The organism is Niveispirillum cyanobacteriorum (assembly GCF_002868735.1).
GTDB lineage: Bacteria > Pseudomonadota > Alphaproteobacteria > Azospirillales > Azospirillaceae > Niveispirillum > Niveispirillum cyanobacteriorum.
On the sequence record NZ_CP025611.1, the window covers coordinates 3,170,516 to 3,193,558 of the forward strand.

The 23,043-nt window shown below is 64.1% G+C and carries 22 protein-coding genes; 12 read left to right on the top strand and 10 right to left on the bottom strand.

The window, feature by feature from the left end:
* Positions 1-4 precede the first annotated feature (4 nt).
* Positions 5-841, bottom strand: coding sequence for a sugar phosphate isomerase/epimerase family protein (locus C0V82_RS14775; RefSeq protein WP_158659946.1), 837 nt, complete (start codon positions 839-841; stop codon positions 5-7).
* A gap of 203 nt (positions 842-1,044) precedes the next feature.
* Between C0V82_RS14775 and C0V82_RS14780 the strand changes: the two genes are divergently transcribed.
* Positions 1,045-1,401 carry a hypothetical protein gene (locus C0V82_RS14780; RefSeq protein ID WP_158659947.1) on the top strand — a complete coding sequence of 119 codons (357 nt, stop codon included), beginning with the start codon at positions 1,045-1,047 and terminating at the stop codon, positions 1,399-1,401.
* A 97-nt stretch (positions 1,402-1,498) separates the two neighbouring features.
* Positions 1,499-2,470 carry an ABC transporter substrate-binding protein gene (locus tag C0V82_RS14785; RefSeq protein WP_245924100.1) on the top strand — a complete coding sequence of 324 codons (972 nt, stop codon included), beginning with the start codon at positions 1,499-1,501 and terminating at the stop codon, positions 2,468-2,470.
* Between the two features lie 65 nt (positions 2,471-2,535).
* Here C0V82_RS14785 and ahcY read toward each other — a convergent pair whose 3' ends face one another.
* Positions 2,536-3,831 carry an adenosylhomocysteinase gene (ahcY, locus tag C0V82_RS14790; RefSeq protein WP_102112967.1) on the bottom strand — a complete coding sequence of 432 codons (1,296 nt, stop codon included), beginning with the start codon at positions 3,829-3,831 and terminating at the stop codon, positions 2,536-2,538.
* A 279-nt stretch (positions 3,832-4,110) separates the two neighbouring features.
* Here ahcY and C0V82_RS26940 point away from each other — a divergent pair, with 279 nt between their 5' ends.
* Positions 4,111-4,272, top strand: a complete 162-nt coding sequence (locus C0V82_RS26940) for a hypothetical protein (protein ID WP_158659948.1) — start codon at positions 4,111-4,113, stop codon at positions 4,270-4,272.
* Positions 4,273-4,283: 11 nt separating this feature from the next.
* Here the strand turns inward: C0V82_RS26940 and C0V82_RS14795 are convergent, their stop codons facing one another.
* On the bottom strand, positions 4,284-5,522 hold the full coding sequence (locus C0V82_RS14795) for a UbiH/UbiF/VisC/COQ6 family ubiquinone biosynthesis hydroxylase (RefSeq protein ID WP_102112968.1): 1,239 nt from the start codon (positions 5,520-5,522) through the stop codon (positions 4,284-4,286).
* Between the two features lie 296 nt (positions 5,523-5,818).
* Between C0V82_RS14795 and C0V82_RS14800 the strand changes: the two genes are divergently transcribed.
* From C0V82_RS14800 to C0V82_RS14820, 5 genes are all read left to right on the top strand, one after another.
* Positions 5,819-6,157, top strand: a complete 339-nt coding sequence (locus C0V82_RS14800) for a P-II family nitrogen regulator (protein WP_102112969.1) — start codon at positions 5,819-5,821, stop codon at positions 6,155-6,157.
* 289 nt (positions 6,158-6,446) lie between these two features.
* Positions 6,447-7,697 carry an aminotransferase class I/II-fold pyridoxal phosphate-dependent enzyme gene (locus tag C0V82_RS14805; protein ID WP_102112970.1) on the top strand — a complete coding sequence of 417 codons (1,251 nt, stop codon included), beginning with the start codon at positions 6,447-6,449 and terminating at the stop codon, positions 7,695-7,697.
* 32 nt (positions 7,698-7,729) lie between these two features.
* On the top strand, positions 7,730-10,408 hold the full coding sequence (locus tag C0V82_RS14810; RefSeq protein WP_199772428.1) for a DNA translocase FtsK: 2,679 nt from the start codon (positions 7,730-7,732) through the stop codon (positions 10,406-10,408).
* Positions 10,409-10,429: 21 nt separating this feature from the next.
* Entirely contained in the window at positions 10,430-11,587 is a 1,158-nt protein-coding gene (locus tag C0V82_RS14815) for a serine hydrolase domain-containing protein (protein ID WP_102112972.1), read from the top strand.
* A gap of 100 nt (positions 11,588-11,687) precedes the next feature.
* Positions 11,688-12,512 carry a glycoside hydrolase family 19 protein gene (locus C0V82_RS14820; RefSeq protein WP_188595113.1) on the top strand — a complete coding sequence of 275 codons (825 nt, stop codon included), beginning with the start codon at positions 11,688-11,690 and terminating at the stop codon, positions 12,510-12,512.
* On the opposite strand, the gene murI is transcribed toward C0V82_RS14820, so the two are convergent.
* Positions 12,513-13,349 carry a glutamate racemase gene (gene murI / locus C0V82_RS14825; RefSeq protein ID WP_102112973.1) on the bottom strand — a complete coding sequence of 279 codons (837 nt, stop codon included), beginning with the start codon at positions 13,347-13,349 and terminating at the stop codon, positions 12,513-12,515. It abuts the gene before it with no gap.
* Between the two features lie 149 nt (positions 13,350-13,498).
* Between murI and C0V82_RS14830 the strand changes: the two genes are divergently transcribed.
* Entirely contained in the window at positions 13,499-14,053 is a 555-nt protein-coding gene (locus C0V82_RS14830) for a hypothetical protein (RefSeq protein ID WP_102112974.1), read from the top strand.
* Positions 14,054-14,075: 22 nt separating this feature from the next.
* On the opposite strand, the gene C0V82_RS14835 is transcribed toward C0V82_RS14830, so the two are convergent.
* From C0V82_RS14835 to C0V82_RS14855, 5 genes are all read right to left on the bottom strand, one after another.
* Complete coding sequence (locus C0V82_RS14835; protein WP_102112975.1) at positions 14,076-14,435, bottom strand: YciI family protein; 360 nt, start codon at positions 14,433-14,435, stop codon at positions 14,076-14,078.
* A 105-nt stretch (positions 14,436-14,540) separates the two neighbouring features.
* Positions 14,541-14,987 carry a thioredoxin domain-containing protein gene (locus C0V82_RS14840; protein WP_102112976.1) on the bottom strand — a complete coding sequence of 149 codons (447 nt, stop codon included), beginning with the start codon at positions 14,985-14,987 and terminating at the stop codon, positions 14,541-14,543.
* 189 nt (positions 14,988-15,176) lie between these two features.
* Positions 15,177-16,259: a peptide chain release factor 1 gene (gene prfA / locus C0V82_RS14845; RefSeq protein ID WP_102112977.1), complete on the bottom strand. Its 1,083-nt coding sequence runs from the start codon at positions 16,257-16,259 to the stop codon at positions 15,177-15,179.
* Between the two features lie 241 nt (positions 16,260-16,500).
* Complete coding sequence (locus tag C0V82_RS14850; RefSeq protein ID WP_245924101.1) at positions 16,501-16,962, bottom strand: spore coat protein U domain-containing protein; 462 nt, start codon at positions 16,960-16,962, stop codon at positions 16,501-16,503.
* A 257-nt stretch (positions 16,963-17,219) separates the two neighbouring features.
* Complete coding sequence (locus C0V82_RS14855) at positions 17,220-17,975, bottom strand: methyltransferase domain-containing protein (RefSeq protein WP_102113450.1); 756 nt, start codon at positions 17,973-17,975, stop codon at positions 17,220-17,222.
* A gap of 382 nt (positions 17,976-18,357) precedes the next feature.
* On the opposite strand from C0V82_RS14855, the gene C0V82_RS14860 reads away from it, so the two are divergent.
* Positions 18,358-20,130 (top strand): ATP-binding protein, encoded by a 1,773-nt coding sequence (locus C0V82_RS14860; protein WP_102112979.1) that lies wholly within the window; start codon positions 18,358-18,360, stop codon positions 20,128-20,130.
* 18 nt (positions 20,131-20,148) lie between these two features.
* Here C0V82_RS14860 and C0V82_RS14865 read toward each other — a convergent pair whose 3' ends face one another.
* On the bottom strand, positions 20,149-21,090 hold the full coding sequence (locus tag C0V82_RS14865; RefSeq protein ID WP_158659949.1) for an alpha/beta fold hydrolase: 942 nt from the start codon (positions 21,088-21,090) through the stop codon (positions 20,149-20,151).
* Between the two features lie 168 nt (positions 21,091-21,258).
* Here C0V82_RS14865 and cmk point away from each other — a divergent pair, with 168 nt between their 5' ends.
* A complete protein-coding gene (gene cmk / locus C0V82_RS14870) occupies positions 21,259-21,933 on the top strand; it encodes a (d)CMP kinase (protein WP_102112981.1) in 675 nt (224 codons plus the stop codon).
* Positions 21,934-22,012: 79 nt separating this feature from the next.
* On the top strand, positions 22,013-23,014 hold the full coding sequence (locus C0V82_RS14875; RefSeq protein ID WP_102112982.1) for a hypothetical protein: 1,002 nt from the start codon (positions 22,013-22,015) through the stop codon (positions 23,012-23,014).
* Positions 23,015-23,043 lie beyond the last annotated feature (29 nt).

The following is a 23,043-nucleotide window of genomic DNA, read 5'->3' on the forward strand; positions in this document are numbered from 1 at the left end:
CCCCTCACCGGCCCCGCAGCCAGGCCAGTGAGCGGGCCAGATGCGCCGCCGGGGTCGGCGATTCGTCTTCCAGGACGTACCAGTCGACGCCGGCGGCCCGTGCCGCTGCGACCAGGGAAGTCCAATCGACACTGCCGGCCCCGATGGGCGCGAAATCGCTGGCCGGGGCCGATCCCGTGAATTCACCGGTGCTGCCGCCCGGTCGCATATCCTTCACATGCAGCAGCTTGACCCGTCCGCCCAGCTGTTTCAGCAGGGCGACGGGGTCAATCCCAGCTTTCAGTACCCAGAACACATCCATCTGCAATTCAACACAGGCCGGATCCAGTCCCGCCAGCAGCCGATCCATCAGGGTGCCTTTGCCCCCCGGGTCAGCGGCAAACTCATACCCATGCACATGGTACATCACGCGCAGCCCGGCAGCCTTCAGCGCGGGGCAGGCGGCCTTGTAGGCGGCGATGGCGGCGTCCACCTCTGCCGGCCCGATCCCCTTGTCGAACGGTGCCCCCTGTGCCTTCAGCCAGGCTACGCCGACGTAGCGGTACCCCACGGTCTTCGCCGTGGCGATGATGCCCGGCACATTGTCGCGCAGGTCGGACAGGCTGACATGGCTGCCGACCGCCACCAGGCCTGCCTGATCCAGCAGGGCCTTGAATCCGGCGGCGTCACGGCCCAGCAGGCCATAGGCCTCCACCTGCGTCACACCGCTGTCGCGCAACGCCTTCAGGGTGGCTGGTGCATCGCGGCTCAAATCCTTGTGCAGGCTGAAAAGCTGCACCGCGATGTTCGCGTCCGGCACGGGCGGGTTGGCCCCGCCTAGGGCTGCGATTGCCGTTCCCATCGCCAGTGACAGCCCAATGGCCGCCCCGCATATCCATGTTCTGCCCATCGTTTCCCCCGCTTGTTCTGACAGCGTTATCAGGTGCCGCTTCGCTTATCGCCCCTGTGGTTTCCAGGCGCAAGCGGGAATGAATCTGCTTGAGAACAAAATAAGAACATTGTAGATAGAGAACATAAAGCGAACATGAGGTGATGGAGGGTGTGATGCGACCGGCAATCCGACACAGCGCTCTGACGGGCAATGTGGGTCTCGCGAATTTTCGGGGCCATGATTTCCAGATGCATTGCGTCTGCTGTGGGGAGGAAAGCCGCTGGCGGACCGATATGCTGACCCGCCGCTATGGCCATCACTGGCCCGTCGCGGAATTCAGCCGGGGCTTCACCTGCCAGGGCTGCGGGGAGGTCGGAACCTCCGTCCTGCACATCGTCGACCGCCCCGCAGATCAGCAGCATACGCGCTTCCGCCGCATGGCCCCGCGCCCGACCTATGGCATCGATCCAACCCCATCCCAGCCCGCGCATTGGCGGATGCGTGAACTGGGGGAAGGTGCGGCGGCATAAACCACCGCTGGCCTTCCGGCCGCCTTGTTCCGTTCCGTACAACTCCGTTACAACGGAATGGGGCGGCCCTCGACCATGGCCCCACCTGAAAATGGGGATGATGATGCGGCGACTGATCCTGTGCGGCCTTTCCCTTCTGCTGCTGGCCCTTCCGGCGGCGGCGCAGCAGAAACTGGTCTTCGCCACCGATTGGCGGGCACAGGCCGAACATGGCGGCTTCTATCAGGCGCTGGCCGCCGGGCTTTATAAGGCGCGCGGGCTGGATGTGACCCTGCGGCAGGGCGGTGTGGGTATGGACCCGCAGCAATTGCTGGCCGCCGGTGCCATCGACGCCGCCATGGGGTCCAACGGCTATTTCACCTTGAATCTGGTGGAGGCGGGGGCCCCCGTTGTGACGGTGGCAGCCCTGTTCCAGAAAGACCCCTTCATCCTGATGTCCCATGACCGGCCAGACGTGAATTCACTGGCCGATATGAAGGGCAAGCCGATTTCCATCGGCGATCCCAGCGTCCACACCATCTGGCGCTATCTGAAATCCCGATACGGGTATGAGGATGCGCAGATCCGTAAATATACCTTCAACATCGCCCCGTTCCTGGTGAATAAACAGGCGATCCAGCAGGGCTATGCCACCTCCGAACCGCTCACGGCGATCAAGGCCGGGGCGAAGCCGAAAGTGTTCCTGCTGGCCGATTACGGCTACCTCTCCTACGCCGCCACCATCATGGTGCGCAAACAACTGGCTGATCAGAAGCCGGAAGTGGTGCGCGCCTTCGTGGAAGCGTCGATCGAGGGCTGGAAACAGTATCTCAATGGCGACCCCAGCGCCGCCAACGCCCTGATCAAGCGCGACAATCCGGAAATGGACGATGAGACGCTGGCCTATGCCCGGTCCAAGATGATCGAGTATGGGCTGGTGGAAAGCGGCGATGCCCTGCAACAGGGGATCGGCGCCATGACGCCGGAACGCTGGGACGCCTTCACGAAACAGATGGTCGAACTCGGCATCTACAAGCCCGGCATCGACTGGCGCCAGGGCGTGGATTTCCGTTTCCTGCCCAAGCCATAAAGCAAAACCCCCGCCGGGCGACCGGCGGGGGTTTGCATATCAACATCCCTAAAAGGGCGCCGATATCAGTAGCGGTAGTGATCGGGCTTGAACGGACCCTGGACCGGTACGGCGATGTAATCGGCCTGCTTCTGGGTCAACTGGGTCAGCTTGGCGCCGATCTTGTCCAGGTGCAGGCGGGCCACCTTCTCGTCCAGGTGCTTGGGCAGCACATAGACCTTATTCTCGTACTTGGCATGGTTCTGCCACAGCTCGATCTGGGCCAGCACCTGGTTGGTGAAGCTGGCGGACATCACGAAGCTGGGGTGACCGGTGGCGCAGCCCAGGTTCACCAGACGGCCCTTGGCCAGCACGATCAGGCGCTTGCCGTCGGGGAACACGACCTCATCGACCTGCGGCTTCACTTCGTCCCAGACATAGTTCTGGAGCGAGGCGATCTGAATCTCGCTGTCGAAATGGCCGATATTGCAGACGATGGCGCGGTCCTTCATGGCGCGCATATGGTCCTGGGTGATGACGTCGACATTGCCCGTGGCGGTCACGAAGATGTCGCCGACGGGGGCGGCTTCTTCCATGGTGACAACCTGATAGCCTTCCATGGCGGCCTGCAGGGCGTTGATCGGATCGATCTCCGTCACCAGGACGCGCGCACCCTGGGTGCGCAGGGAGGCGGCGGAGCCCTTGCCCACATCGCCATAACCGGCAACGACGGCAACCTTGCCGGCGATCATCACGTCGGTGGCGCGCTTGATACCGTCCACCAGCGACTCGCGGCAGCCATACAGATTGTCGAACTTCGACTTGGTGACGCTATCATTCACGTTAATGGCGGGAACCTTCAGGGTGCCGGCCTTCACCATTTCATACAGGCGATGCACGCCCGTCGTGGTCTCTTCCGACAGGCCCTTCACCTCGGCCAGCATCTCCGGATACTTCTCATGCATGATCTGGGTGACGTCGCCGCCATCGTCCAGGATCATGTTGGGCGTCCAGCCATCCGGGCCGCGCAGCGTCTGCTCAATGCACCACCAGAATTCTTCTTCCGTCTCGCCCTTCCAGGCGAAAACCGGGATGCCAGCGGCGGCGATGGCGGCGGCGGCCTGATCCTGGGTGGAGAAGATGTTGCACGAGGACCAGCGGACGGTGGCGCCCAGCGCCGTCAGCGTCTCGATCAGCACGGCCGTCTGAATGGTCATGTGCAGGCAGCCGACGATGCGGGCACCAGCCAGCGGCTTGGACGCGCCATATTCCTCGCGCAGGGCCATCAGGCCCGGCATCTCGGTCTCGGCGATGGTGATTTCCTTGCGGCCCCAGCCGGCGAGCGAGATGTCGGCGACCTTATAATCGGTGAAGGCGGTCATGGATGGCTCCGGTCGCACCCGTTCAGGTGCTGATCTTGGCGTTTACAGAATGCAAAGCAGCGGCATGCCATAATGGCCGCCGCGTCTGGTGCAGGATGTATCAGGCGGAGTGGTTGCGAGCAAGCATAAAGATATCTTTATGTGTGCATCTGTCTGTTGCGGTTTCGTGTCGGCTCCGCGACGTTTTGACGCCAGCCATGTGCAGGAGGCGGATTGCCACCCCCGCGACACTGGCGGACTATCGTATTCGGCGGGGGCCGTTTGCTGAGGTGGGTGGCGATGGAAACGGATGATCATGAGCAGGCTGGCGGGCGCCGGCCTACGACAGTGACAGAGAGCCAGACGGATGCGCAGCGGCGTCTGGCCCGGCAGGCGGATCAGATCCGCGACATGGAACGCATGATGCGGGGCGTTGTCGCCTTCACGCGCAAAGCGGATTAAGGCTGGGCGCCTTACAGCGCCTCGCCCCGCACCAGACGCGGCAACTCACCCACGATGCCCATGGCATGGCGCATGAAGAACTGCTTGGCAGGCTTCAGCGGGGCCAGATTGTTGATGGCCGCCATGCCCAGCCGGCGGGCATGGCCCAGCGGCTTGATATCATTGCTGAACAGCCGGACCAGCGCATCGGTGGTGGCCAGCAGGGTCACCGTGTCGGTGCGGCGCCAGCGCTGATACCGCTCCAGCACGTCTGGCGCGCCGGGGTCCAGGCCGACCCGGATGGCATCCACCACCACCTCGGCCAGGGCGGCCAGATCGCGAATGCCGACATTCAGGCCTTGGCCCGCAATCGGGTGCATGCCATGGGCACTTTCGCTGACCAGTGCCAGACGCGTGTCGATATAACGTTCAGCATGCGACAGGCCCAGCGGCCAGGACCAGCGCCCGGCCACCGGCGTGACGTCACCCAGCCAGTCGCCGACGCGCAGTTGCAGTTCTTCCGTGAACCGTTCTTCCGACAGGTTCATGTAGAAATCGACACGATCCGACGGCTCGGTCCAGACGATGCTGGTATGGTGGCCGCCCGCCAGTGGCAGCATGGCAAAGGGGCCGGCGGGCAGGAACTGCTCCACCGCCACCCCGCCATGCGGGCCGGTATGACGGATGGTACAGACGATGGCGTGCTGCCTATAAGACCAGCCGATCTGCTTGATGCCGGCCTGTTCGCGGCAGAAGCTTTTCTTGCCGTCGGCCCCCACCACCAGCCGCCCTGCGGCAGCCTGCCCATCGGCCAGGGTGACGCGCACGCCCGACGCGGCCCGTTCCATGTGGGTCACCGTGGCGGGCGCCAGATGCGTGACGGCGGGCAACTGTTTCAGTCGGCGGTACAGCGCATGGCGCAGAACCCGGTTCTCAATAATCCAGCCAAAGGGGCGGTCGCCGACCTCCCGATGGTCATAATGCAGGAACAGGGGCGATGATTGGTCGGTGACGCGGATGTCCAGCATCGGCCCGACATTGCCATCCAGATGATCCCAGACCCCCGCCCCCATCAGCACCGTCCCGGCGCCATAGGCAATGGCCGTCGTGCGCCCATCGAAGTCGGGCTGCAACGTGTCTTCCGCCGGTTCCCGGTCGATGACCAGCGTGGAAACACCGGCGGTTCCCAGCGCACAGGCCAGCGTCAGGCCGGAAAGGCCCCCGCCGACGATGATGACATCGGCCTGATGATCGGCATTCTGCACGGACATGATGCGTTTTCCGGGGTTTGGCTGCTCTTTTGGGCGGCAATTAACTTGGCGCAAGCCCATTCGCCTGTCCAGATGGCGCGGCGTCGCAGCCATTGCACAAAATTTAATCAGCACCTGCCCATGTGCGCGCCGAATCTTCCAGCGGCCTTGTGGGGAACCCAGGTTTTTCGCGCCGAACACCATGGAAATGGCACGCGGCACGGTTCTTGTAAGTTAGACTGCCGGGACATCGGTGTTGCGCCGGTGCCGGCATCCTTAGTCTTGATCTGTTCCATGCAGAGGAAAGGGAGAGCGCAATGAAGCTCGTCGTGGCCATCATCAAGCCGTTCAAGCTGGACGAGGTGCGCGAGGCCCTGACGGGACTTGGCATCCAGGGCCTGACCGTCTCGGAGGTGAAGGGGTTCGGTCGCCAGAAGGGCCAGACCGAGATTTATCGCGGCGCTGAATATTCCGTCAGCTTCCTGCCCAAGGTGAAGGTGGAAGTAGCCGTTACGGATGAACTGTCGGACAGCGTGGTTGACGCCATCCAGAAGGCCGCCAATACCGGCCGCATTGGTGACGGCAAGATTTTCGTCCTGGATGTGGTGCAAACCGTGCGCATCCGTACGGGCGAACAGAATGGCGACGCCCTGTAAGGGGCGGCACTATCCAGTCATCCGAAGGCGTTCAGGCCCGTTCGCGGAACCTTCCGCGAACGGGTTTTCCTGATTCGTTCGCAGGAAATTTGCGATTCGCATCAAGGGTTTACGAAGGTTTTCAACGTTTTTCTCAATATTTATCCACAAGCCCTTGTAACAAGATGATTCTTCACCCCCGGCCGCCCCGAATGGGCTGCTTGTGCCGGGGGTGGGCGGCGGCTACACTCAGGCGTACCTCCGCCGCCCGCCGTGCGGCCATACTGATGCTTTGCCAGCAGCAAGGGCCATGATGTTCGACGCCGCCAGTTCCCTTCAGGCGCCCAGCCGTAACGAGATGATGTCGGCGCTGCCGGAATATCCGTTTCCCCGGCTGGCGGCTTTGCTGTCCGATGTCACGCCGCTGGCCAATGTCGCGCCCAGCATCCTGACCATCGGGGAACCGCAGAACAATCCGCCCTCCCTGCTGACCGACATGCTGGCGGCATCCGCCCCCGCCGCCTGGGCCAAGTATCCGCCGACTGCCGGCACGCCGGAATTCCGGGCCGCCGCCGCCGGCTGGCTGTCGCGTCGCTTCAACCTGCCCGACGGTTTCGTCCCCGCCGACAAGGCCGTGCTGCCTGTCTGTGGCACGCGCGAGGCGCTGTATCAGTTGCCGCAACTGGTGGTGCCCAAGACCAAGGCCGGCGGGCGGCCCGTTGTTCTGATCCCCAATCCCTTCTACGCCGTCTATCTGGGTGCTGCCCTGATGGCGGGGGCCGAACCGGTGATGCTGGACGGCACGAAGGAGACGGGCTTCCTGCCCGATCTGGACAGCGTGTCGGAAGAGGTCTGGGAACGTACCGCCCTGTTCTATCTTTGCACGCCGGCCAACCCGCAAGGGGCCGTCGCCAGCCTGGACTATCTGAAGCGTGCCCTGACCCTGGCCCGCCGCCATGGTTTCACCCTGGTCATGGATGAATGCTATGGCGAGCTTTGGCACAATGTGGCACCGGCGGGCGGCATGGATGCGGCCCGCGAACTGGGCGGGGAAAACCCGCTGTCCAACCTGATCTGTTTTCATTCGCTTTCGAAACGATCCAGCGCAGCCGGGCTTCGTTCCGGCTTCATGGCGGGTGATCCCGCGCTCATCGCCGGTTTCACGCGCCTGCGGGCCTATTCGCTGGCGGGCATGCCACTGCCGGTGCTGGCCGCGTCTGCCGCCCTTTGGTCCGACGATGCGCATGTGGCGATCAACCGCGCCTATTACCGCGCCAATGTCGATGTGGCGGAGGCAATCCTGGCGGGCAAGCTGGGCTATTACCGCCCCGATGCTGGCTTCTTTCTATGGCTGGACGTCACGGGTGTGGCCGCAAATGGGGAAGAGGCAACGAAGCGCCTGTGGCGCGAAGGCGCCATCAAGGTGCTGCCCGGCGCCTACCTGACCCAGCCGCATGAAGATGGCTACAATCCGGGCGACCGTTATATCCGCGTCGCCCTTGTTCATGATGCTGACAATGTGGCCCGGTCGATGGAACGGCTGGCCCGCATTCTGTCCTGATCCTTTTAGACCCGCTGACCGGACGAGCGCCCATGCCGAGCCGCCCCGCACCCCAGATACCACCCCAAGGCCGCGTGCCCCCGCGCGGTCCCGCGCCCGGCCCTGGCCACGGCGGGGGGCTGGTTTCGCGCAAGTCGAGCCTGCTACCTGAGGGCATGCTGGCCTTCGCGCTGCGCCGCATGGTGGAAGGGGTGGGCCTGGTCATCATCCTGATGGGTCTGGCGCTGCTGGTCTCGTTCCTGTCCTATGACAGCCGCGATCCGTCATGGAGCACGGCGGTGCCCGCCGACAAGGCGATGGCCCGCAACCTGCTGGGCACGCCGGGCGCCTACACGTCAGACCTGTTCCTGCAATCGCTGGGTTATGCCGCCTATCTGCTGCCTCTGTTTCTGCTGGGCTGGGGCTGGCGCGTTTTCCGGCACCGGCCTGTGCATAATCTGGCATTGCGGGTGCCGCTGGCGCTGGCGGCGGTGTTGCTGATGGCCATGGCCATGGTCTGTCTGGCCGGTGGCAATGCCGCCTGGGGCGGGCCGGCCGGTGCCCTGCTGGTGAAGCCGATCCTCAATCTGGTCGTGGCACTGGCGGGTGGCGTGTCGGGTCCGCTGATCGGTCTGGTCCTGCTGGTGCCGGCCCTGTTCTTGTGCCTGTGGGCGCTGGATATCAGGCTGTGGGAGGTTGGGGAGTTCTTCCGGGGACTGCGCCGTGAGGCCGGGCGTTTCAAGAATGCCCGGCTGGCCGGGGAAGATGACGACGCTGAGGAAGCGGCGGTGCCGCCGCCCGCACCCGCCCCGCGCTGGAGCGGAACGCCCGCCGCTGCCAAGCCCGACACCGCCGCGCCGCGCGGCGCGCTGGTCGATGGTATGCGTGCCAGGGCCGCGGGCCTGCTGTCCCGGCTGCGTCCCGGCAACGCAAAGAAGGACCCCGCTGTCCCCGCCGCTCCCGGTGGTTCCCGTGTCGCCCCCTCCCTGGGCAGTGCGGGGCCGGAGGTGACGCCGGCCACTGTCACGGGCCCCTCGGCTGACCTGCCGCATGACCCACCTGCCAGCGCGTCAGAAGAACGCCGCCGGCACGCCCCGCCCGTTGTGGCCCCGGCGCCCAAGCCCCTGCCCGAAGTGGCGCGCAAGGTGGAAAAGGCCCGGCAGGCCAACCTGCTGCTGGAACCTGAGGCGCGCGGCGACTACGAACTGCCGCCCGTCGATATCCTGCAACTGCCGCCGCACGGCGTCGGCCCGCTGATGAGCGAGGAGGCGTTGCAGCGCAATGCCGAGATGCTGGAAAGCGTGCTGGAGGATTTCGGCGTGCGCGGCCAGATCGTGAAGGTCAGCCCCGGCCCCGTGGTCACGCTGTACGAACTGGAACCCGCCCCAGGCGTCAAATCCTCCCGCGTTATCGGTCTGGCCGATGACATTGCGCGGTCCATGTCGGCGGTATCGGTGCGTGTGGCCGTGGTGCCGGGCCGCAATGTCATCGGCATCGAAATGCCGAACCAGCGCCGCGAGACGGTGTATTTGCGCGAATTGCTGATGTCGGATGCCTATGAGAAGAGCCAGCAAAAGCTGGCCCTGGTTCTGGGCAAGGATATTGGCGGTGGTCCCGTCATCGCCGATCTGGCCCGCATGCCCCACCTTCTGGTGGCCGGTACCACTGGTTCGGGCAAGTCGGTGGCCATCAACACCATGATCCTGTCGATCCTGTACCGGATGCCGCCGGACAAGTGCCGCTTCATCATGGTCGATCCCAAGATGCTGGAACTGTCCATCTATGAGGGCATTCCGCACCTGCTGGCCCCCGTCGTGACCGATCCGAAAAAGGCCGTGGTCGCCCTGAAATGGGCGGTGCGGGAGATGGAGGACCGGTATCGCAACATGTCCAAACTGGGCGTGCGCAATATCGACGGCTATAACGCGCGCCTGAAGGAGGCACGCCAGAACGCCGAGGTGCTGACCCGCCGTGTGCAGACTGGTTTTGACCCCGATACGGGCAAGCCGATCTATGAAGAACAGCCCATCGACCTGACGGAGCTGCCCTATATCGTCGTCATTGTCGACGAAATGGCCGACCTGATGCTGGTGGCCGGTAAGGATATCGAGGCGGCGATCCAGCGGCTGGCCCAGATGGCGCGCGCCGCCGGCATCCACCTGATCATGGCGACACAGCGCCCGTCGGTGGACGTCATTACCGGCACCATCAAGGCCAATTTCCCCACCCGCATCAGTTTCCAGGTGACCAGCAAGATCGACAGCCGGACCATCCTGGGCGAACAGGGGGCAGAACAGCTTCTGGGCCAGGGCGACATGCTGTACATGGCCGGCGGCGGCCGCATCACCCGCGTCCATGGCCCCTTCGTTCGGGACGAGGAGGTGGAACAGGCCGTCCGCTTCCTGAAGGCCCAGGGCGAACCCGCCTATGTCGACGCCGTAACCGAGGAAGAGGAGGAGTTCGATCCTTCCGAAGCTGGCAGCGGCGGTGGCGAGGGCGGCAAGGGTGGGGAGCCCACGGGCGACGACCTGTATGATCAGGCCGTGGCCGTGGTGACGCGGGAGGGCAAGGCATCGACCAGCTTCATCCAGCGCCATCTGCGCATCGGCTACAACTCCGCCGCCCGGCTGATTGAGCGGATGGAGAAGGAAGGCGTGGTCAGCCGCGCCAACCATGCCGGCAAGCGCGAAGTCCTCGCCCGCGATCCAGACGACCGCGAACGGGTGAATTAAACAAATGGCCGCCGGACGGTAATGCTGAAAAACCTGCTGAAACTGTCCGGTCTGCTGCTTCTGCTGGCATTGCTGCTGGGCACGGGTTGGCTGTTCATGAAGGTGGAACGCCAGCCCCCCGATGCGCCGTTGGTCTCCGCCCCCATGCCCGGCGCGCCGATCGGCATGGATGGCGGCGCCGTTGCCTGGATGGCCGAGCTTTACCGGGACAGCGGTGTGCCGTCCGTCACGGCGGCGGTGGGCGTGAAGGGACAGTTGCTCTGGGCCGGTGCCATCGGCCATGCCGACCTGTCGGCGGCAGTGCCGGCCACACCGGAGACCCGATACCGCATCGGCAGCATTTCCAAGCCCATCACTGCCGTCACGGCCATGCGATTGTCGGAAAAGGGCATCATCGACATTGATGCGCCGTTCGCCACCTATGTCCCCGATTTCCCCTCGGCCCCCGCCGGATATAGCCTGAAGCAGCTTCTGTCGCATCAGGCGGGCATCCGGCACTATGTGGGCATGGCAGAGGCGTGGAGCGACACGCCCTATGCCACCACCAGCGACGCCGCCGCTACCTTTGCCGCCGACCCGCTATTGTTCCCGCCCGGCAGGGGCTTCGCCTATAGCAGCCATGGCTACACGCTGGTGGCCCTGGCCCTGGAAAAGGCGACGGGGCAGGGGTTTGAAACGCTGGTGAAGGGGGAGGTGCTTGGCACCGCCGGCATGGTGCGCACCGGTCTGGACCGCAAGGGCATGAAGAATGCCGACGATGCCACCGGCTATATGCGCGTGGGCGGTCTGCTGTTCCCCGTCTTTGCCGACGATCTCAGTAACCGTTACGTGGGCGGTGGCTTCCGCGCCACCGCCATCGATCTGGTCGCCCTGGGCAATGGCCTGACAACCGATGCGCTGCTGCAAGCGTCGACGCGCGACCTGTTGTGGGTCCCGGTCGCACTGGCCGATGGGTCGATGAATCCGGAACGATATGCCCTTGGTTTCCGGGTTGGCGAGGATGAGTTGGGCCGGTTCGTCCATCATGGCGGCACGGCCAATGGCGGCTCCGCCATGCTGCTGATCTATCCCGACCTGGGCCTGACCATTGCGCTTTGCACCAATGACAGCACCGGGGATGCCGCCTTCGACCGGCTGGCTGCCGCCCGCCGTCTGGCCCGGTTGTTTGCGCGGGAATAGGCATAAGCCTGTATCTCGCTATTCTATGAATAACTATTGAACCTGCTCTACGCCCGGATGCATCCTGAGGTCTGTTTTGGCATCGGATCAGGGGCATCCCATGGATATCGGCATGTTCACGCAGCTTTTCCCCCAGGCCCCGCAGGACCACCTGACCCAGATGGCGGCGCAATCGGATGAACTGTTCGGGTCCTTCGGCTTTGCGGATGCGGGTAAGTCCAACCGGCTACCCTATTTCCTGGCCAATGTCGGGCATGAATCGGGCGGCTGCACCATCACGCATGAGAATTTGAACTATTCCACCGCCGCCCGCCTCTGTGCCGTCTGGCCAAGCCGCTTCCCGACCGAGGCATCGGCCCAGCCATATGTGAACAATCCGCAGGCGCTGGCCAACAATGTCTATGCCGGGCGCATGGGCAATACCCAGCCTGGCGATGGCTATCTCTACCGGGGGCGCGGCTATATCCAGTTGACGGGCCGCGATGCCTATACCGCCGTGGGACAGGCGGCGGGTCTGGATCTGGTTAATAATCCCGATCTGGCGGCGGCGCCGGAAAATGCGCTGCGCGTTGCCTGCGGCTTCTGGGCCTGGAAGGGCTTGAACCCGGTCTGCGACACCGGGGATTTCAACGCGGTGGTGGAGAAGATCAATGGCGGCCTGAACGGTCTGGACGACCGCAACGCCTGGCTGGCCAAGGTCCAGAAGGTCCTGGCCGGAGAAAGCGTACGCGACCTGAATGCCAAGAGCACGATCCAGGCGGTACAGCAGGCGTTGAACAGCCGTGGCTATACGGAGGTCGGCACTGCCGACGGCATCTGGGGCAATAACAGCCAGAAGGGTGCCGACCGCTTCCGCAAGGACAATAACCTGGGCGGCGTGGGTAACAAGGTGGACACGGCACTGTTGTCGGCACTTGGGCTGTGATCACACCCGCCCAAACCGCGCCGGCTTGCCGAAAAACCGGGTGGCCAGATCGGTGATGCGCGCATTGTCGCCGGTGGTCAGAAACCCAACCTCGCCCCGGCCCGGTTGGTCAAATTCCGGGTGGCGGGTCAGGTAGGCGGACAGGCTTTTGGCCGTCAGGTCGGGTTGTGACAGCACCTCCACGCCCGTCGGCAGGGCGGCGGTGAACAGGTCGGCGGCCAGCGGATAATGGGTGCAGCCCAGCATCACGGCCTGCGGCGGCACGCCTGCCAACTGTGTCATCAAGCCGTCGGCATAGCGGTTGACGGCGTCCCGCAGGCGGGCGGGATCGGCGTCCGCCTCAATCAGGGGGACCAGATCGGGGCAGGCCTGCTGCACCACCCGCACTTCCGGCGCGCGGGCCGCGATTTCGCGGGGATAGGCACCGCTGTCGACGGTGCGGCTGGTCGCGAAGATACCAATGGTGCGCGGTTCCCCCGCCTGCCGGCTGGCAGCGATATCGGCCATCCAGGGCTGACCCGTCACCGCCTCCACCATGGGCACCAGCACGCCCAGTACGCGCCGACCGGGCCAGGCCTGATCCAGCCAGGTCTGCTGTAACCGGCGTAGGGCGACGGCGGACGCCGTGTTGCAAGCCAGGATGACCAGCCCGGCCCCCCGGTCGAACAGGCGCGAAACGCCGGCCAGGGTCAGTTGGTAAATCTCTTCGGGCGGGCGATCACCATAGGGGGCGTCGGCATGGTCACCCAGATACAGGAAATCATGGGTCGGCAGGGTCGCATGCAAGGTCCGCAGTACCGTCAGCCCGCCATGGCCCGAATCAAAGACGCCGATCATCCCCAAACCCGCCCCAATCACACTCTATTCGCTGTTTAACACGGGTTTGCGGCGAAGGAAGGGCATTTCGCCTGCTTGCAAGCTGCGGTCAGCTGTGCCTAACTCCGCCGCATTGCTGGCTGGTCCCGCGTTGGAGCATTCATACTGCCATGTCCCTGCTGACCCGTTCCCTGTTCGCCGCCTCCCTGACCCTGGCCACACTGCCGGCCCTGGCCGCCAACCAGGATACGAACCGTCCCGTCGGCCAAACCATGGGCGAGATTGCCCGGCAGGCCGATCAGCCGGCGGCCCGTGCGCCCGCCGCCGCACCGGCGGTGCAGCTGCCGGCGGCCAGCAACCTGCCCACGATGGGTGAAGTGGTGAAGCAGCAGGATGCGCAGGCCAAGGCTGCCGCCGCGGCTGCACCCGGCTGCACCCGTCCGCAGATGCCGGGCAAGCTGCCCGACGGCAAGACCGCGACCGAGGCGGAAATGCGCAACGCGCAGGTCGCCGTGAAGACCTATGTCACGCAGTCAGAAGCCTTCAATGCCTGCCTGGACAAGCTGGTGAAGGTCAGCCTGAACAAGATCTCTGCCCGCGAATATCTGGCCCTGATCCAGCAATATGATCTGACCGTCACGGCCATGCAGATCTTCGCTGAACGGTTCAATGTTCAGCTTCGCGCCTATAAGGCCCGGACCGGCGCACAGCCCAGCGGCCAGTAACGCCGGTCCTTGGCGGCATTCCTCACATGAAATCCGCTTCCTCATAAAGGGGGCGGATTTCAAGCTCGCTGGGACCCGGCATCGGGTTGGGGCAGCGCTTGGCCCAGGCCAGCGCCTCTTCCATATCTTTTACCTGCCAGATCCAGAACCCGGCCAGTTGCTCGGTCGTGTGACCGAACGGGCCGGGCCGGACCGTACGAGTGTCACCGTCAAAGGCGATGCGATAGCCGGTGGCGGTGGGCTTCACCCCGTCACCGGCCAGCATGATGCCAGCCTTGATCAGTTCGTCGTTGAAGGCCCCCATTGCGGTCAGCAGTTCCATGGACGGCATCCGGCCCTGCTCGCTATCCTCGGTCGCCTTCACGATCACCATCACGCGCATTGTCATCCCCTTGTGATTTGGTCGCGGGACAGGATTGCCATCCTGCCCCGATATCCCAAGGACGGGGCAGGGGGCGTCATGCCGACAAGGCCGTTGAGAAAAATGTCAGCCCTTCACCAGGGTCAGTTTCGGGCGGCCCGGCGGCGGGTGATATCCCGGCAGGGCGGCGATCTGACCGGCGATGACATTGGTGAAATCACCGATGCCGGGCCAACTGGTCATCTTGCCGATCAGCCGCTTGCCCCGGAACACGAAGAAGACGGGAATGCCGTGCAGGCTGAACCGGTTCGCCATCTCCATATCGTCATAGACATTGTCGTGCAGCCAGCGCACCTCCGGCCAGATGAAGCGCGGCGGTGCCGACAGGATGGCATGTTTGGCAATATCGCAGTTGGGACAATCGCGGCCCCACAGGAACAGGATGCTCAAGGGCGGCACCCCTTCCTCGGCCAGGACACTGTCCAACTCTGCGCTGCTGACCTCGCGCATCGGGAAACGCGTGAAAAAATCCGGTGGTGTGCCGGGATTGGCCGGATTGCCTGGATTGGACATCGGGTTTCCTCCGCCTTGTTATCGTGGACCCGCCAACAATTCAGGGGCGGCCGCGTCTGTGCGGGGCCGCCGGTAGGGTGATCTGCCCGGCACCATGCGGTAGCCGGTGATGTACCCCTTGTTTAGAGGGATTCTAGATGAACAAAGGCAGCGGGGGAAGCGGGGATCGGTGTCCCCGCAAGGCGCTTGCTACTGTAATTCCGCCAGACGCTCCGCCTCTTCCTGGGCGATCAGGGCGTCGATGACCTCGTCCATTTCGCCGGTCATGAACCGGTCGATCTTGCCATAGAGGGTCAGGTTGATGCGGTGGTCGGTGATGCGGCCTTGCGGGAAATTATAGGTGCGGATGCGTTCCGACCGGTCACCCGATCCCACCTGGCTTTTGCGATCTGCCGCGCGTTCAGAGGCCAGACGCTGACGTTCGGCCTCATACAGGCGGGCGCGCAGCACCTTCAGGGCCTTGGCCTTGTTCTTGTGCTGGCTCTTCTCGTCCTGCTGGCTGACCACGATGCCGGTGGGCAGGTGGGTGATGCGCACGGCACTGTCTGTGGTGTTGACCGACTGGCCGCCGGGGCCTGACGACCGGAACACATCGATGCGCAGATCACGCTCGTCGATATGGATATCGACCTCTTCGGCTTCCGGCAGCACGGCGACGGTGGCGGCAGAGGTGTGGATACGGCCCTGGGTTTCGGTGGCCGGTACGCGCTGCACCCGGTGGACACCCGATTCGAATTTCAGGCGGCGGAACACACTGCGCCCCGTGATGGTGGCGCTGGCTTCCTTGTAACCGCCGATGCCCGTCTCGCTGACATCCATGGTCTCAAATCGCCAGCCCTGGGACGCGGCATAGCGCTTATACATCTCGAATAGTTCGGCGGCGAACAGGGCCGCCTCGTCCCCGCCGGTGCCGGCGCGCACTTCCAGAATGGCGTTGCGCTCGTCTGCCTCATCTTTGGGCAGCAGGGCCAGCAGGATACGGCGTTCCAGTTCGGGCAGGCGGCGTCTGGCCTCGGCCAGCTCCTCCACCGCCAGATCGCGCATCTCCTCATCATCGCCGGCGGCCATGGCCTCCAGTTCCGCCATGTCGGCATGGGCGCGGCGCATCTCGGTGATGGCGGCGGCGACGGGTTCCAGCTCGGCATATTCCTGGCTGGCCTTCACAAAGGCATCCCCGCTGAGCGCGCCCGACGCCAGACCATCGCGCAGCTCATCGAAATGCCGCATCACCTTGGCCAGCGGTTCGCCAAATCTGGTTTCAAAATCCGACACGGGGGAAAGCCTGTCCAAATACGCCGTCGCGCGTGGGTATAGGCCATTGCCGGCCTGCGGTCACCCCGAAATGAAAAAGCCCCCGCCCGGTTTCCCGGACGGGGGAGCAGGCTGGAACTGCCCGACGAAGCTGTGGAGAGCGGTGAAAGACCGCTCCGGCGGCGACTGCCGCCGCGCCGCACATGCGGCGTGAAGCCAAGCCGCGGATGCGGCGCCGGCGTCTGAGGAACTCAAAGAACGCTTACTTGGCGGCGATGGTCACGGTGACGGTGTCGGCATAGTCGCCTGCGATGTACTGGTCGGAGGCGGCGATGGTGACCTTCAGGTCGGACTTCTTGCCGAACTGCGCGGTGGCGCGGTCAACAACCATCTGGCTGGTCAGCGCACCACCCTGGCCGTCATAGTTGACCGAGTAATCGATGGTGAAGTTGCCGGACTTCAGCTTGCCGGCATTGGCCGAGGCCAGCGTGATCTTGTAGCCGGAGCCGGAATTGCAGGTCTCGGTGACCGAACCGACCGTCTTGGCGGTTTCGCCGGCCTTCAGGGCCAGCGACTGGTTCAGGTCCTGGACGGCGATGGTGCAGGACAGAGCGACATTACCCTTCAACTGGATCGTGCCGGACGCGTTCTGGGCCATGGCGGGGGCGACGATGGCAGAAGCGATCAGGGCGGCAGCAGCGGTCTTGGCGAAGAACTTGGTCATGTCGGTCTCCATCGGTTCGTTGGGGCGAGGCGTTGTTGCCTTCATGCGAACCAAGGATTGCAGCCTGAATGCCAAGTGCAGACACACCCTGAAAGTTGAGGGTTTCTGCGGCTTTGGGATTCAGGGGGTACTCCGCACGAGGTATTGCGTAATGCAAAACTGCGAAATGCATGTTGCTATATGCAAATACCATTGCAAATAGCAACTACCGTCGTGACGGTGGCACAACCTAAGCTAAAGGATAGGTTTGCGGAGTTTCAGGTCTCGCGCTTGCGCTCGGCGGTGACGCGGCCGAACACGGGCTGGGCCTGGGGTGACAGCACGCGCTGGCGTTCGCGCACCTTGGCGCGGGCCGCGTTGGCATAGATCTGCTTGGACGCTTCCACCATGTGAACGCCGGCAAAGGCGCGGAAACAGCGGTGCCCCAGTTCCTCCACCGCTGGCGCGCTGGCCAGCATGAAGCGCAGGCGGGTGGGCGGCAGGAACAGGGCGCAATCCTCCCGCTCCGGCACGAACATGTTCGCCTTCAGCGTGCTGCGCAATTGTCCCGGCGTGAAGGGGCTTCCCTGGCCGAACGGCGTGCTGTCGGACCGGGCCCAGATGCCGCGACGGTTGGGCACCACGGTAATCAGGCGTCCACCGCCTGCCATCACCCGCCAGATTTCCCGCATCAGGGGTCGCAATTCCTCGGTACATTCCAGCCCGTGGATCAGCAGGATGCGGTCGATGGACATGTCGGGGAACGGCAACTCCGCCTCATCCGCCAAAGTCACCTGCCCCGGACCGTCGGGCGGCCAGGCAATCACGCCCTGGCTGGCCGGCATCACGGCCATCACCCGCTCCGCCTCTTCCTGGAACATGGTCAGGTAGGGCGTGGCATAGCCAATGCCCAGCACACGCTGTCCCCGCAGGTCGGGCCATAGTTCCCGGATGCGGCGGCGGATCAGGCGGCGCACCACCTGTCCCGTGCTGGAGCGGTAGAATTCGCGAAGATCAAGGACGTCACTGTACATGCGCCGCAGGATATCACGGCACCAGCGCGCATGCATGACAAAGAAAGGGCAAAAGAAAAGCCGGCTGTGCCTGGCACGCCGGCTGTAGATGATCATCCCCGGATCGGCGAGACACGTCCAGGGTTCCATCCCGGTGGGCGCTTGGTTTCCCAAAGCACCTCACGGCAGGGCGGACAATACGCGAAAGCCGATGCCCCGCCAGCCATGAATGCTGTTTGCTGCTGTCATTTGCCGGCCACGTCACATTTGTGCAACATGGTGCGGCGCAATGAGCACGCTGTGGCGCACACGCGATCCTTCCATTCGGCGTATAATCTACTACACTTGGGGTTAATCCGAAGTGAATGACCATGGGCGTCTCACATGGTCTGGGGGATGGTGGATGGCAGAAGGCCTCTGGCTCCTGTTGGCGAACCTGTTCGTGGCCCTGATTTATGCGGCCACGGGGTGGGCCGGTATGCAGGTTCCGTTCGCGGGTGAGGCGGTCACCCTGATCTGGCCGCCCACCGGCATCGCCTTTGCCGCCGTGTGGCGCTATGGCCCCCGCCTTCTGCCCGGTGTGTTCCTGGGTGCCTTTGCCCTCAATTTGTTGAATTTCGCCAACCCGGTCTTTGCCATATCGGTCGGCCTGGGCAATTGCCTGCCGGCACTGGCGGCCTGGATGTGGCTGCATAAGGTGCGGGGACCGCAGCCCTTGTTCGATGGCCCGTCCGGTCTGATAGCCTTTCTAAGCGTTCCGGTTCTGCTGACCCCGATGCTCAGCGCTTCTGCGGGCATCCTGTCCTCCATCGCCGGAGGGGCGGACCTGGGCGAGGGGCTTGCCAGCGCCTGGGTTAGCTGGTGGGTGGGTGATGCCATGGGCGTGCTGCTGGTGGCGCCGCCGCTGATCCTGATGGCGGCGCCGGGTGCCATGGCTCTGTTGCGTCGGCGCTGGGGCACAGCATTGGGCCTGGTGCTGGCGGGGGCAGCGCTGCTGTCCGGCATGGCGCTGGTGGATACGCTGTGGCTGCGGGAGGCGGGGCGGTTTGCGCTGTTCTGCCTGATCCTGGCGGCGGGGCTGCGCCTCGGGCTGCTGGGTACATCCATTTACACGCTGCTGGTGGCTACGGGCCTAACGCTGCTGACGGCACGGGGCCTGGGTCCGTTCGCATCGACGGACTATCATGCAAGTTTCGCCACGTTGCTGGCCGCCCTGTCCATTCTGGCTGTGGCCGGGCTGGCGCTTGCCACCGTCATGGCCACGCTGCGCCGCGTGATGCTGGCCGAACGCGATGCACGCCATCAGGCCGAACAGGCCCTGACCCGCTTGTGTCAGACGCAGGATAATCTGGTGCAGGCGGAAAAAATGGCGTCGCTGGGCCGCTTGGTCGCCGGCATCGCGCATGAGGTGAACACCCCCGTCGGCACGGCCCTGGCCGCCGCCACGCGTCTGGCCAATGACACGCGTGGGATCGAACAGGCGCTGGCCACCGGCACCCTGCGCCGCGAACAAATGAATGAGTATATTGACGCCACTTCGCTGGCGGCCCGCATCCTGCAATCGAATATGGAACGCGCGGCAAGGCTGATTGAAAGCTTCAAGCATGTGGCCGTTGACCGTACGCGCCAGGATCGCCGCCGTTTCGATCTGGCCGGATACCTAGAAGAGGTTGTGATCTCCCTGCGCCCGCAGACGCGCAAGACCCCGCACGCCATCGCACTGACCGGTGCTACCCGCCTGCCGGTGGACACCTATCCCGATGCGGTGGCGCAGCTTGTCACCAATCTGCTGGTCAATGCCGTCACCCACGCGTTTGTCGATGGGCAGACGGGCCGCATCGAGCTGGACCTGCGCGCAGATGAACAGGGCTGGGTGGAATTGCGGGTCCGCGATGATGGTAAGGGCTTGGCCCGTGAACAGTTGGACCGGGTATTCGAACCCTTCTTCACGACGGGCCGCGAACGCGGCGGCAGCGGCCTTGGTCTTTATCTGGCCTATAGCCAGGTCAGCCAAAAGCTGGCCGGCACCCTGATTGTGGAAAACAGCCAGCCAGACAATGGCACCTGCTTCCTGGCCCGGTTCCCGGCCGTGGCGCCGCCGGCCAGCGAGACGGGCGAGGTTCGCCCCACGCCGCCGCCGCCCATCGACCTTGCCGCCAAGCGCCGCAGCGCCTGACGGCTTAGTCTTTGTTCCTCACTGCATCAGGAATTCCCGGACCTTCGCCACCGTGGCCGCCGGGTCTTCTTCCTGTGGCATGTGGCCCAGGCCGGGGAAGCTGACCAGGCTGCTGTTGGGCAATGCTGCCTGGAACTTGGCCGGCGTCGTGGCGAACGCGACCAGCCAGTCCTTCTCGCCCCAGACCAGCAGGGTCGGCGCCTGGATGGTGCGCAGGGTTTCCGTCGGGTCTTGGATCATATAGGCGGCGGCGCGTTGCAGCCGGGCTGGGCGCACGCCGGGCGACAGCCAGGAATTATAATAGGTATCCAGCATCTGCGCGCTGAACCGCGCCGGATCGCCATAGAGCGGAGCCATCATAGTCCGCACCGCATCGCGTTTCAGGGAGTAGGGCAGGGCCTTCATGGCGGGCGGCAGTTCGACCTTCTGTCCAAACCCGATGCCCAGCAGGGGGAACCCACCGGGGGCGACCAGCACCAGTTTCTCCACCCGCTCCGGGTTGGCCGCTGCGAAGTGCCAGGCGATCTGCCCGCCCAACGAATTGCCGATCAGGGTGGCCTTCTCCACCTTCAGCGTGTCCAGCAGCGCCTTCAACTGCACCGCATCGCGTTCCGGGCTGTAGGTACCGGCGGGGTCCGGTCCGGTCAGGCCATGGCCTGCCAGATCATAGCGGATGACGCGATAATCCTTGGACAGGTCGGCGGCCCAGCCGTCCCAGCTTTGCAGCATGGAGGCGTTGCCATGGATCATCACCAGTACCGCGGCCCCTTCCGGCCCCTCCTGCCGCACATGGAAGCGCAGGCCCGATGCCTCGACAAAATCACCGGGTCCGCGTGCGAACTTCGCCTCGGCCTCGGCCCGTGACAGGTCGGGCGTCCAGGCCCACCAGGCAAAGCCACCCACCCCCGCCACGATCAGCAGCAGCAGGCCCAACAGGATTTTTCCCAACAGGCGCATCATATCCCCCCAGGATTTGGTTATGCGTTGGGGCAAGAGCATGGGCAAAGCCGGGCGCATCGGCAAGTCAAATGAAATCTGAATCGATGTTCAATTTTATGGTGGGCTTGACGGCCTCCGGTACATGGCGCAAAGCCTGCGCCGTTCTCTGCACAGACTGAAGGTCCGCCTATGCCTCGCCCCGTCATTGCCATTGATGGTCCTGCCGCGTCCGGCAAGGGCACGCTTGCCCGCAAGGTGGCGGCGGCCATGGGCTATGCGCTGCTGGACACGGGCGCCTTGTACCGTGGTGTGGCGCTGACCATGATCCGGGCGGGGGTTGACCTCGGCGATGCAGAGGCCGCGACGGCCACGGCCCGTGCCCTGACGGCAGCGGATATAGACCGGCTGACCCATGATCCCGACTTGCGGCTGGATACGACCGCGTCGGGTGCATCCCGCGTCTCTGCCGTGCCGGGCGTGCGTCAGGCGCTTTTGGATTTCCAGCGCGATTTCGCCGCCAACCCGCCGGGCGGGCTGCCCGGTGCTGTCCTGGATGGCCGCGACATCGGCACCGTCATCTGCCCCAACGCCCCGGTGAAGCTGTTCGTAACGGCCAGCGTCACGGTTCGTGCCCAGCGCCGTTTCGCGGAATTGCAGGGACGCGGGGAGAACCCGGACTTCGCCGATGTCCTGGCCGACATGCAGGCCCGTGACGACCGCGACACCAAACGCGCCGTCGCCCCCCTGGTGCCGGCATCCGACGCCGTGATCATCGACAATTCCGACATGACCCCGCAACAGGTGCTGGATGCGGCGCTGGATGTGGTAAGGGGCAGAATTCCGCGGGCATGGCCACACCCGTAATACGAGTACTATTGCCATTGAAATTCTTATGAGATTGCATCAACCTGCCGGTGGGGGCGTTCTATCGGGGGTGTAAATCATGGTGATTTCTGGCGGAAATCTGGGTGACACGCTTTTCAAGGCTATTAACAGCAACAGGTCCGCTCTCGCCGCCGCCAAGGTCGCCGATACGAGGACGAAAACCCCGACCGCCTTGGGATCACTGTCTGCCGCCGCCGAGGATACATCCGGTGCTCCCGCCGATGTGATCCGTCTGTCTGACGATGCCAAGCAGGCGCTCCGCGCAGAGCAGCAGCGAACTCGGCAGGAGATTATTGCCAAATTCGGCCGGATACGCGTTGCGGGCGACACAGAGGAAGAACGTCAGCGGCGTCAGCGTGCCGATGCGGTGCGCGATGAACTCAACGCCTATAACGACCTCTCGTCGAAGCGTGGTGAGGAGATTGTTTATAATCTTCGAGAGGCGCTGGGATTATTGCCGCCGCCGGGTTCCGATCCTAACAACCCGCCTGATGCCGGTATCGGCGTCACGGGCGATGCCATGCATGATGTCCTGAACAGAAATCCCGATCTGCCTCAGATGACCAAATCAGCGGCGTTGCAGGCGTGGGAGGCGGAGCGTGACGCCGACAGCGTCCCGGAGCCGCCATTGCCGGAGATCATGCGCAAGGTGTCTGAAGTTTATGCCTTCCTGGCCGGCAGCGAAGGCCATGGCAGCAAGCAAATCAGCATGTATTTTGACAATGCATCCATCGAAAAGCTGGCAAGGTTGAGCGAGGAACAGGTGCGCGCGAGCCTCAAGGCCTATGGTTCGGATACTGGCGTCGCTGAACAGGTGAAAAACAGCAATATCGGGGCCTACATGGCCAGCGGCCAGGGTATCGGTGACCCGAAAGTGCGTGGTGTTGAGATGACGGGGCTTGCCGTGATGGACCCCGATGATCCCTCTGGTGCGCCCCTGATGACCCTGCATTCGCGAAGCATCCCCGACTATGTCCGCGAGCGGGGTGCCGACATGATCGTCGGCATGGTCAATCTGTTGAAGAAATCCTATCCGGCGCAGGAGCCCGTTTCTGCCTGACACCCATGCGCGGTGCGCCGCAGAAACGC

Coding starts and splice junctions, on each gene's coding strand:
- C0V82_RS14810 (WP_199772428.1), top strand. CDS start 7,730: ATGCCGAGCCGCCCCGCACCCCAGATACCACCCCAAGGCCGCGTGCCC.
- C0V82_RS14785 (WP_245924100.1), top strand. CDS start 1,499: ATGATGATGCGGCGACTGATCCTGTGCGGCCTTTCCCTTCTGCTGCTG.
- C0V82_RS14780 (WP_158659947.1), top strand. CDS start 1,045: ATGCGACCGGCAATCCGACACAGCGCTCTGACGGGCAATGTGGGTCTC.
- C0V82_RS14805 (WP_102112970.1), top strand. CDS start 6,447: ATGATGTTCGACGCCGCCAGTTCCCTTCAGGCGCCCAGCCGTAACGAG.
- C0V82_RS14775 (WP_158659946.1), bottom strand. CDS start 841: ATGGGAACGGCAATCGCAGCCCTAGGCGGGGCCAACCCGCCCGTGCCG.
- C0V82_RS14815 (WP_102112972.1), top strand. CDS start 10,430: ATGCTGAAAAACCTGCTGAAACTGTCCGGTCTGCTGCTTCTGCTGGCA.
- C0V82_RS14830 (WP_102112974.1), top strand. CDS start 13,499: ATGTCCCTGCTGACCCGTTCCCTGTTCGCCGCCTCCCTGACCCTGGCC.
- C0V82_RS14820 (WP_188595113.1), top strand. CDS start 11,688: ATGGATATCGGCATGTTCACGCAGCTTTTCCCCCAGGCCCCGCAGGAC.
- C0V82_RS14835 (WP_102112975.1), bottom strand. CDS start 14,435: ATGCGCGTGATGGTGATCGTGAAGGCGACCGAGGATAGCGAGCAGGGC.
- cmk (WP_102112981.1), top strand. CDS start 21,259: ATGCCTCGCCCCGTCATTGCCATTGATGGTCCTGCCGCGTCCGGCAAG.
- C0V82_RS26940 (WP_158659948.1), top strand. CDS start 4,111: ATGGAAACGGATGATCATGAGCAGGCTGGCGGGCGCCGGCCTACGACA.
- murI (WP_102112973.1), bottom strand. CDS start 13,349: ATGATCGGCGTCTTTGATTCGGGCCATGGCGGGCTGACGGTACTGCGG.
- ahcY (WP_102112967.1), bottom strand. CDS start 3,831: ATGACCGCCTTCACCGATTATAAGGTCGCCGACATCTCGCTCGCCGGC.
- C0V82_RS14840 (WP_102112976.1), bottom strand. CDS start 14,987: ATGTCCAATCCAGGCAATCCGGCCAATCCCGGCACACCACCGGATTTT.
- C0V82_RS14860 (WP_102112979.1), top strand. CDS start 18,358: ATGGCAGAAGGCCTCTGGCTCCTGTTGGCGAACCTGTTCGTGGCCCTG.
- C0V82_RS14800 (WP_102112969.1), top strand. CDS start 5,819: ATGAAGCTCGTCGTGGCCATCATCAAGCCGTTCAAGCTGGACGAGGTG.
- C0V82_RS14795 (WP_102112968.1), bottom strand. CDS start 5,522: ATGTCCGTGCAGAATGCCGATCATCAGGCCGATGTCATCATCGTCGGC.
- C0V82_RS14855 (WP_102113450.1), bottom strand. CDS start 17,975: ATGTACAGTGACGTCCTTGATCTTCGCGAATTCTACCGCTCCAGCACG.
- C0V82_RS14865 (WP_158659949.1), bottom strand. CDS start 21,090: ATGATGCGCCTGTTGGGAAAAATCCTGTTGGGCCTGCTGCTGCTGATC.
- C0V82_RS14875 (WP_102112982.1), top strand. CDS start 22,013: ATGGTGATTTCTGGCGGAAATCTGGGTGACACGCTTTTCAAGGCTATT.
- C0V82_RS14850 (WP_245924101.1), bottom strand. CDS start 16,962: ATGACCAAGTTCTTCGCCAAGACCGCTGCTGCCGCCCTGATCGCTTCT.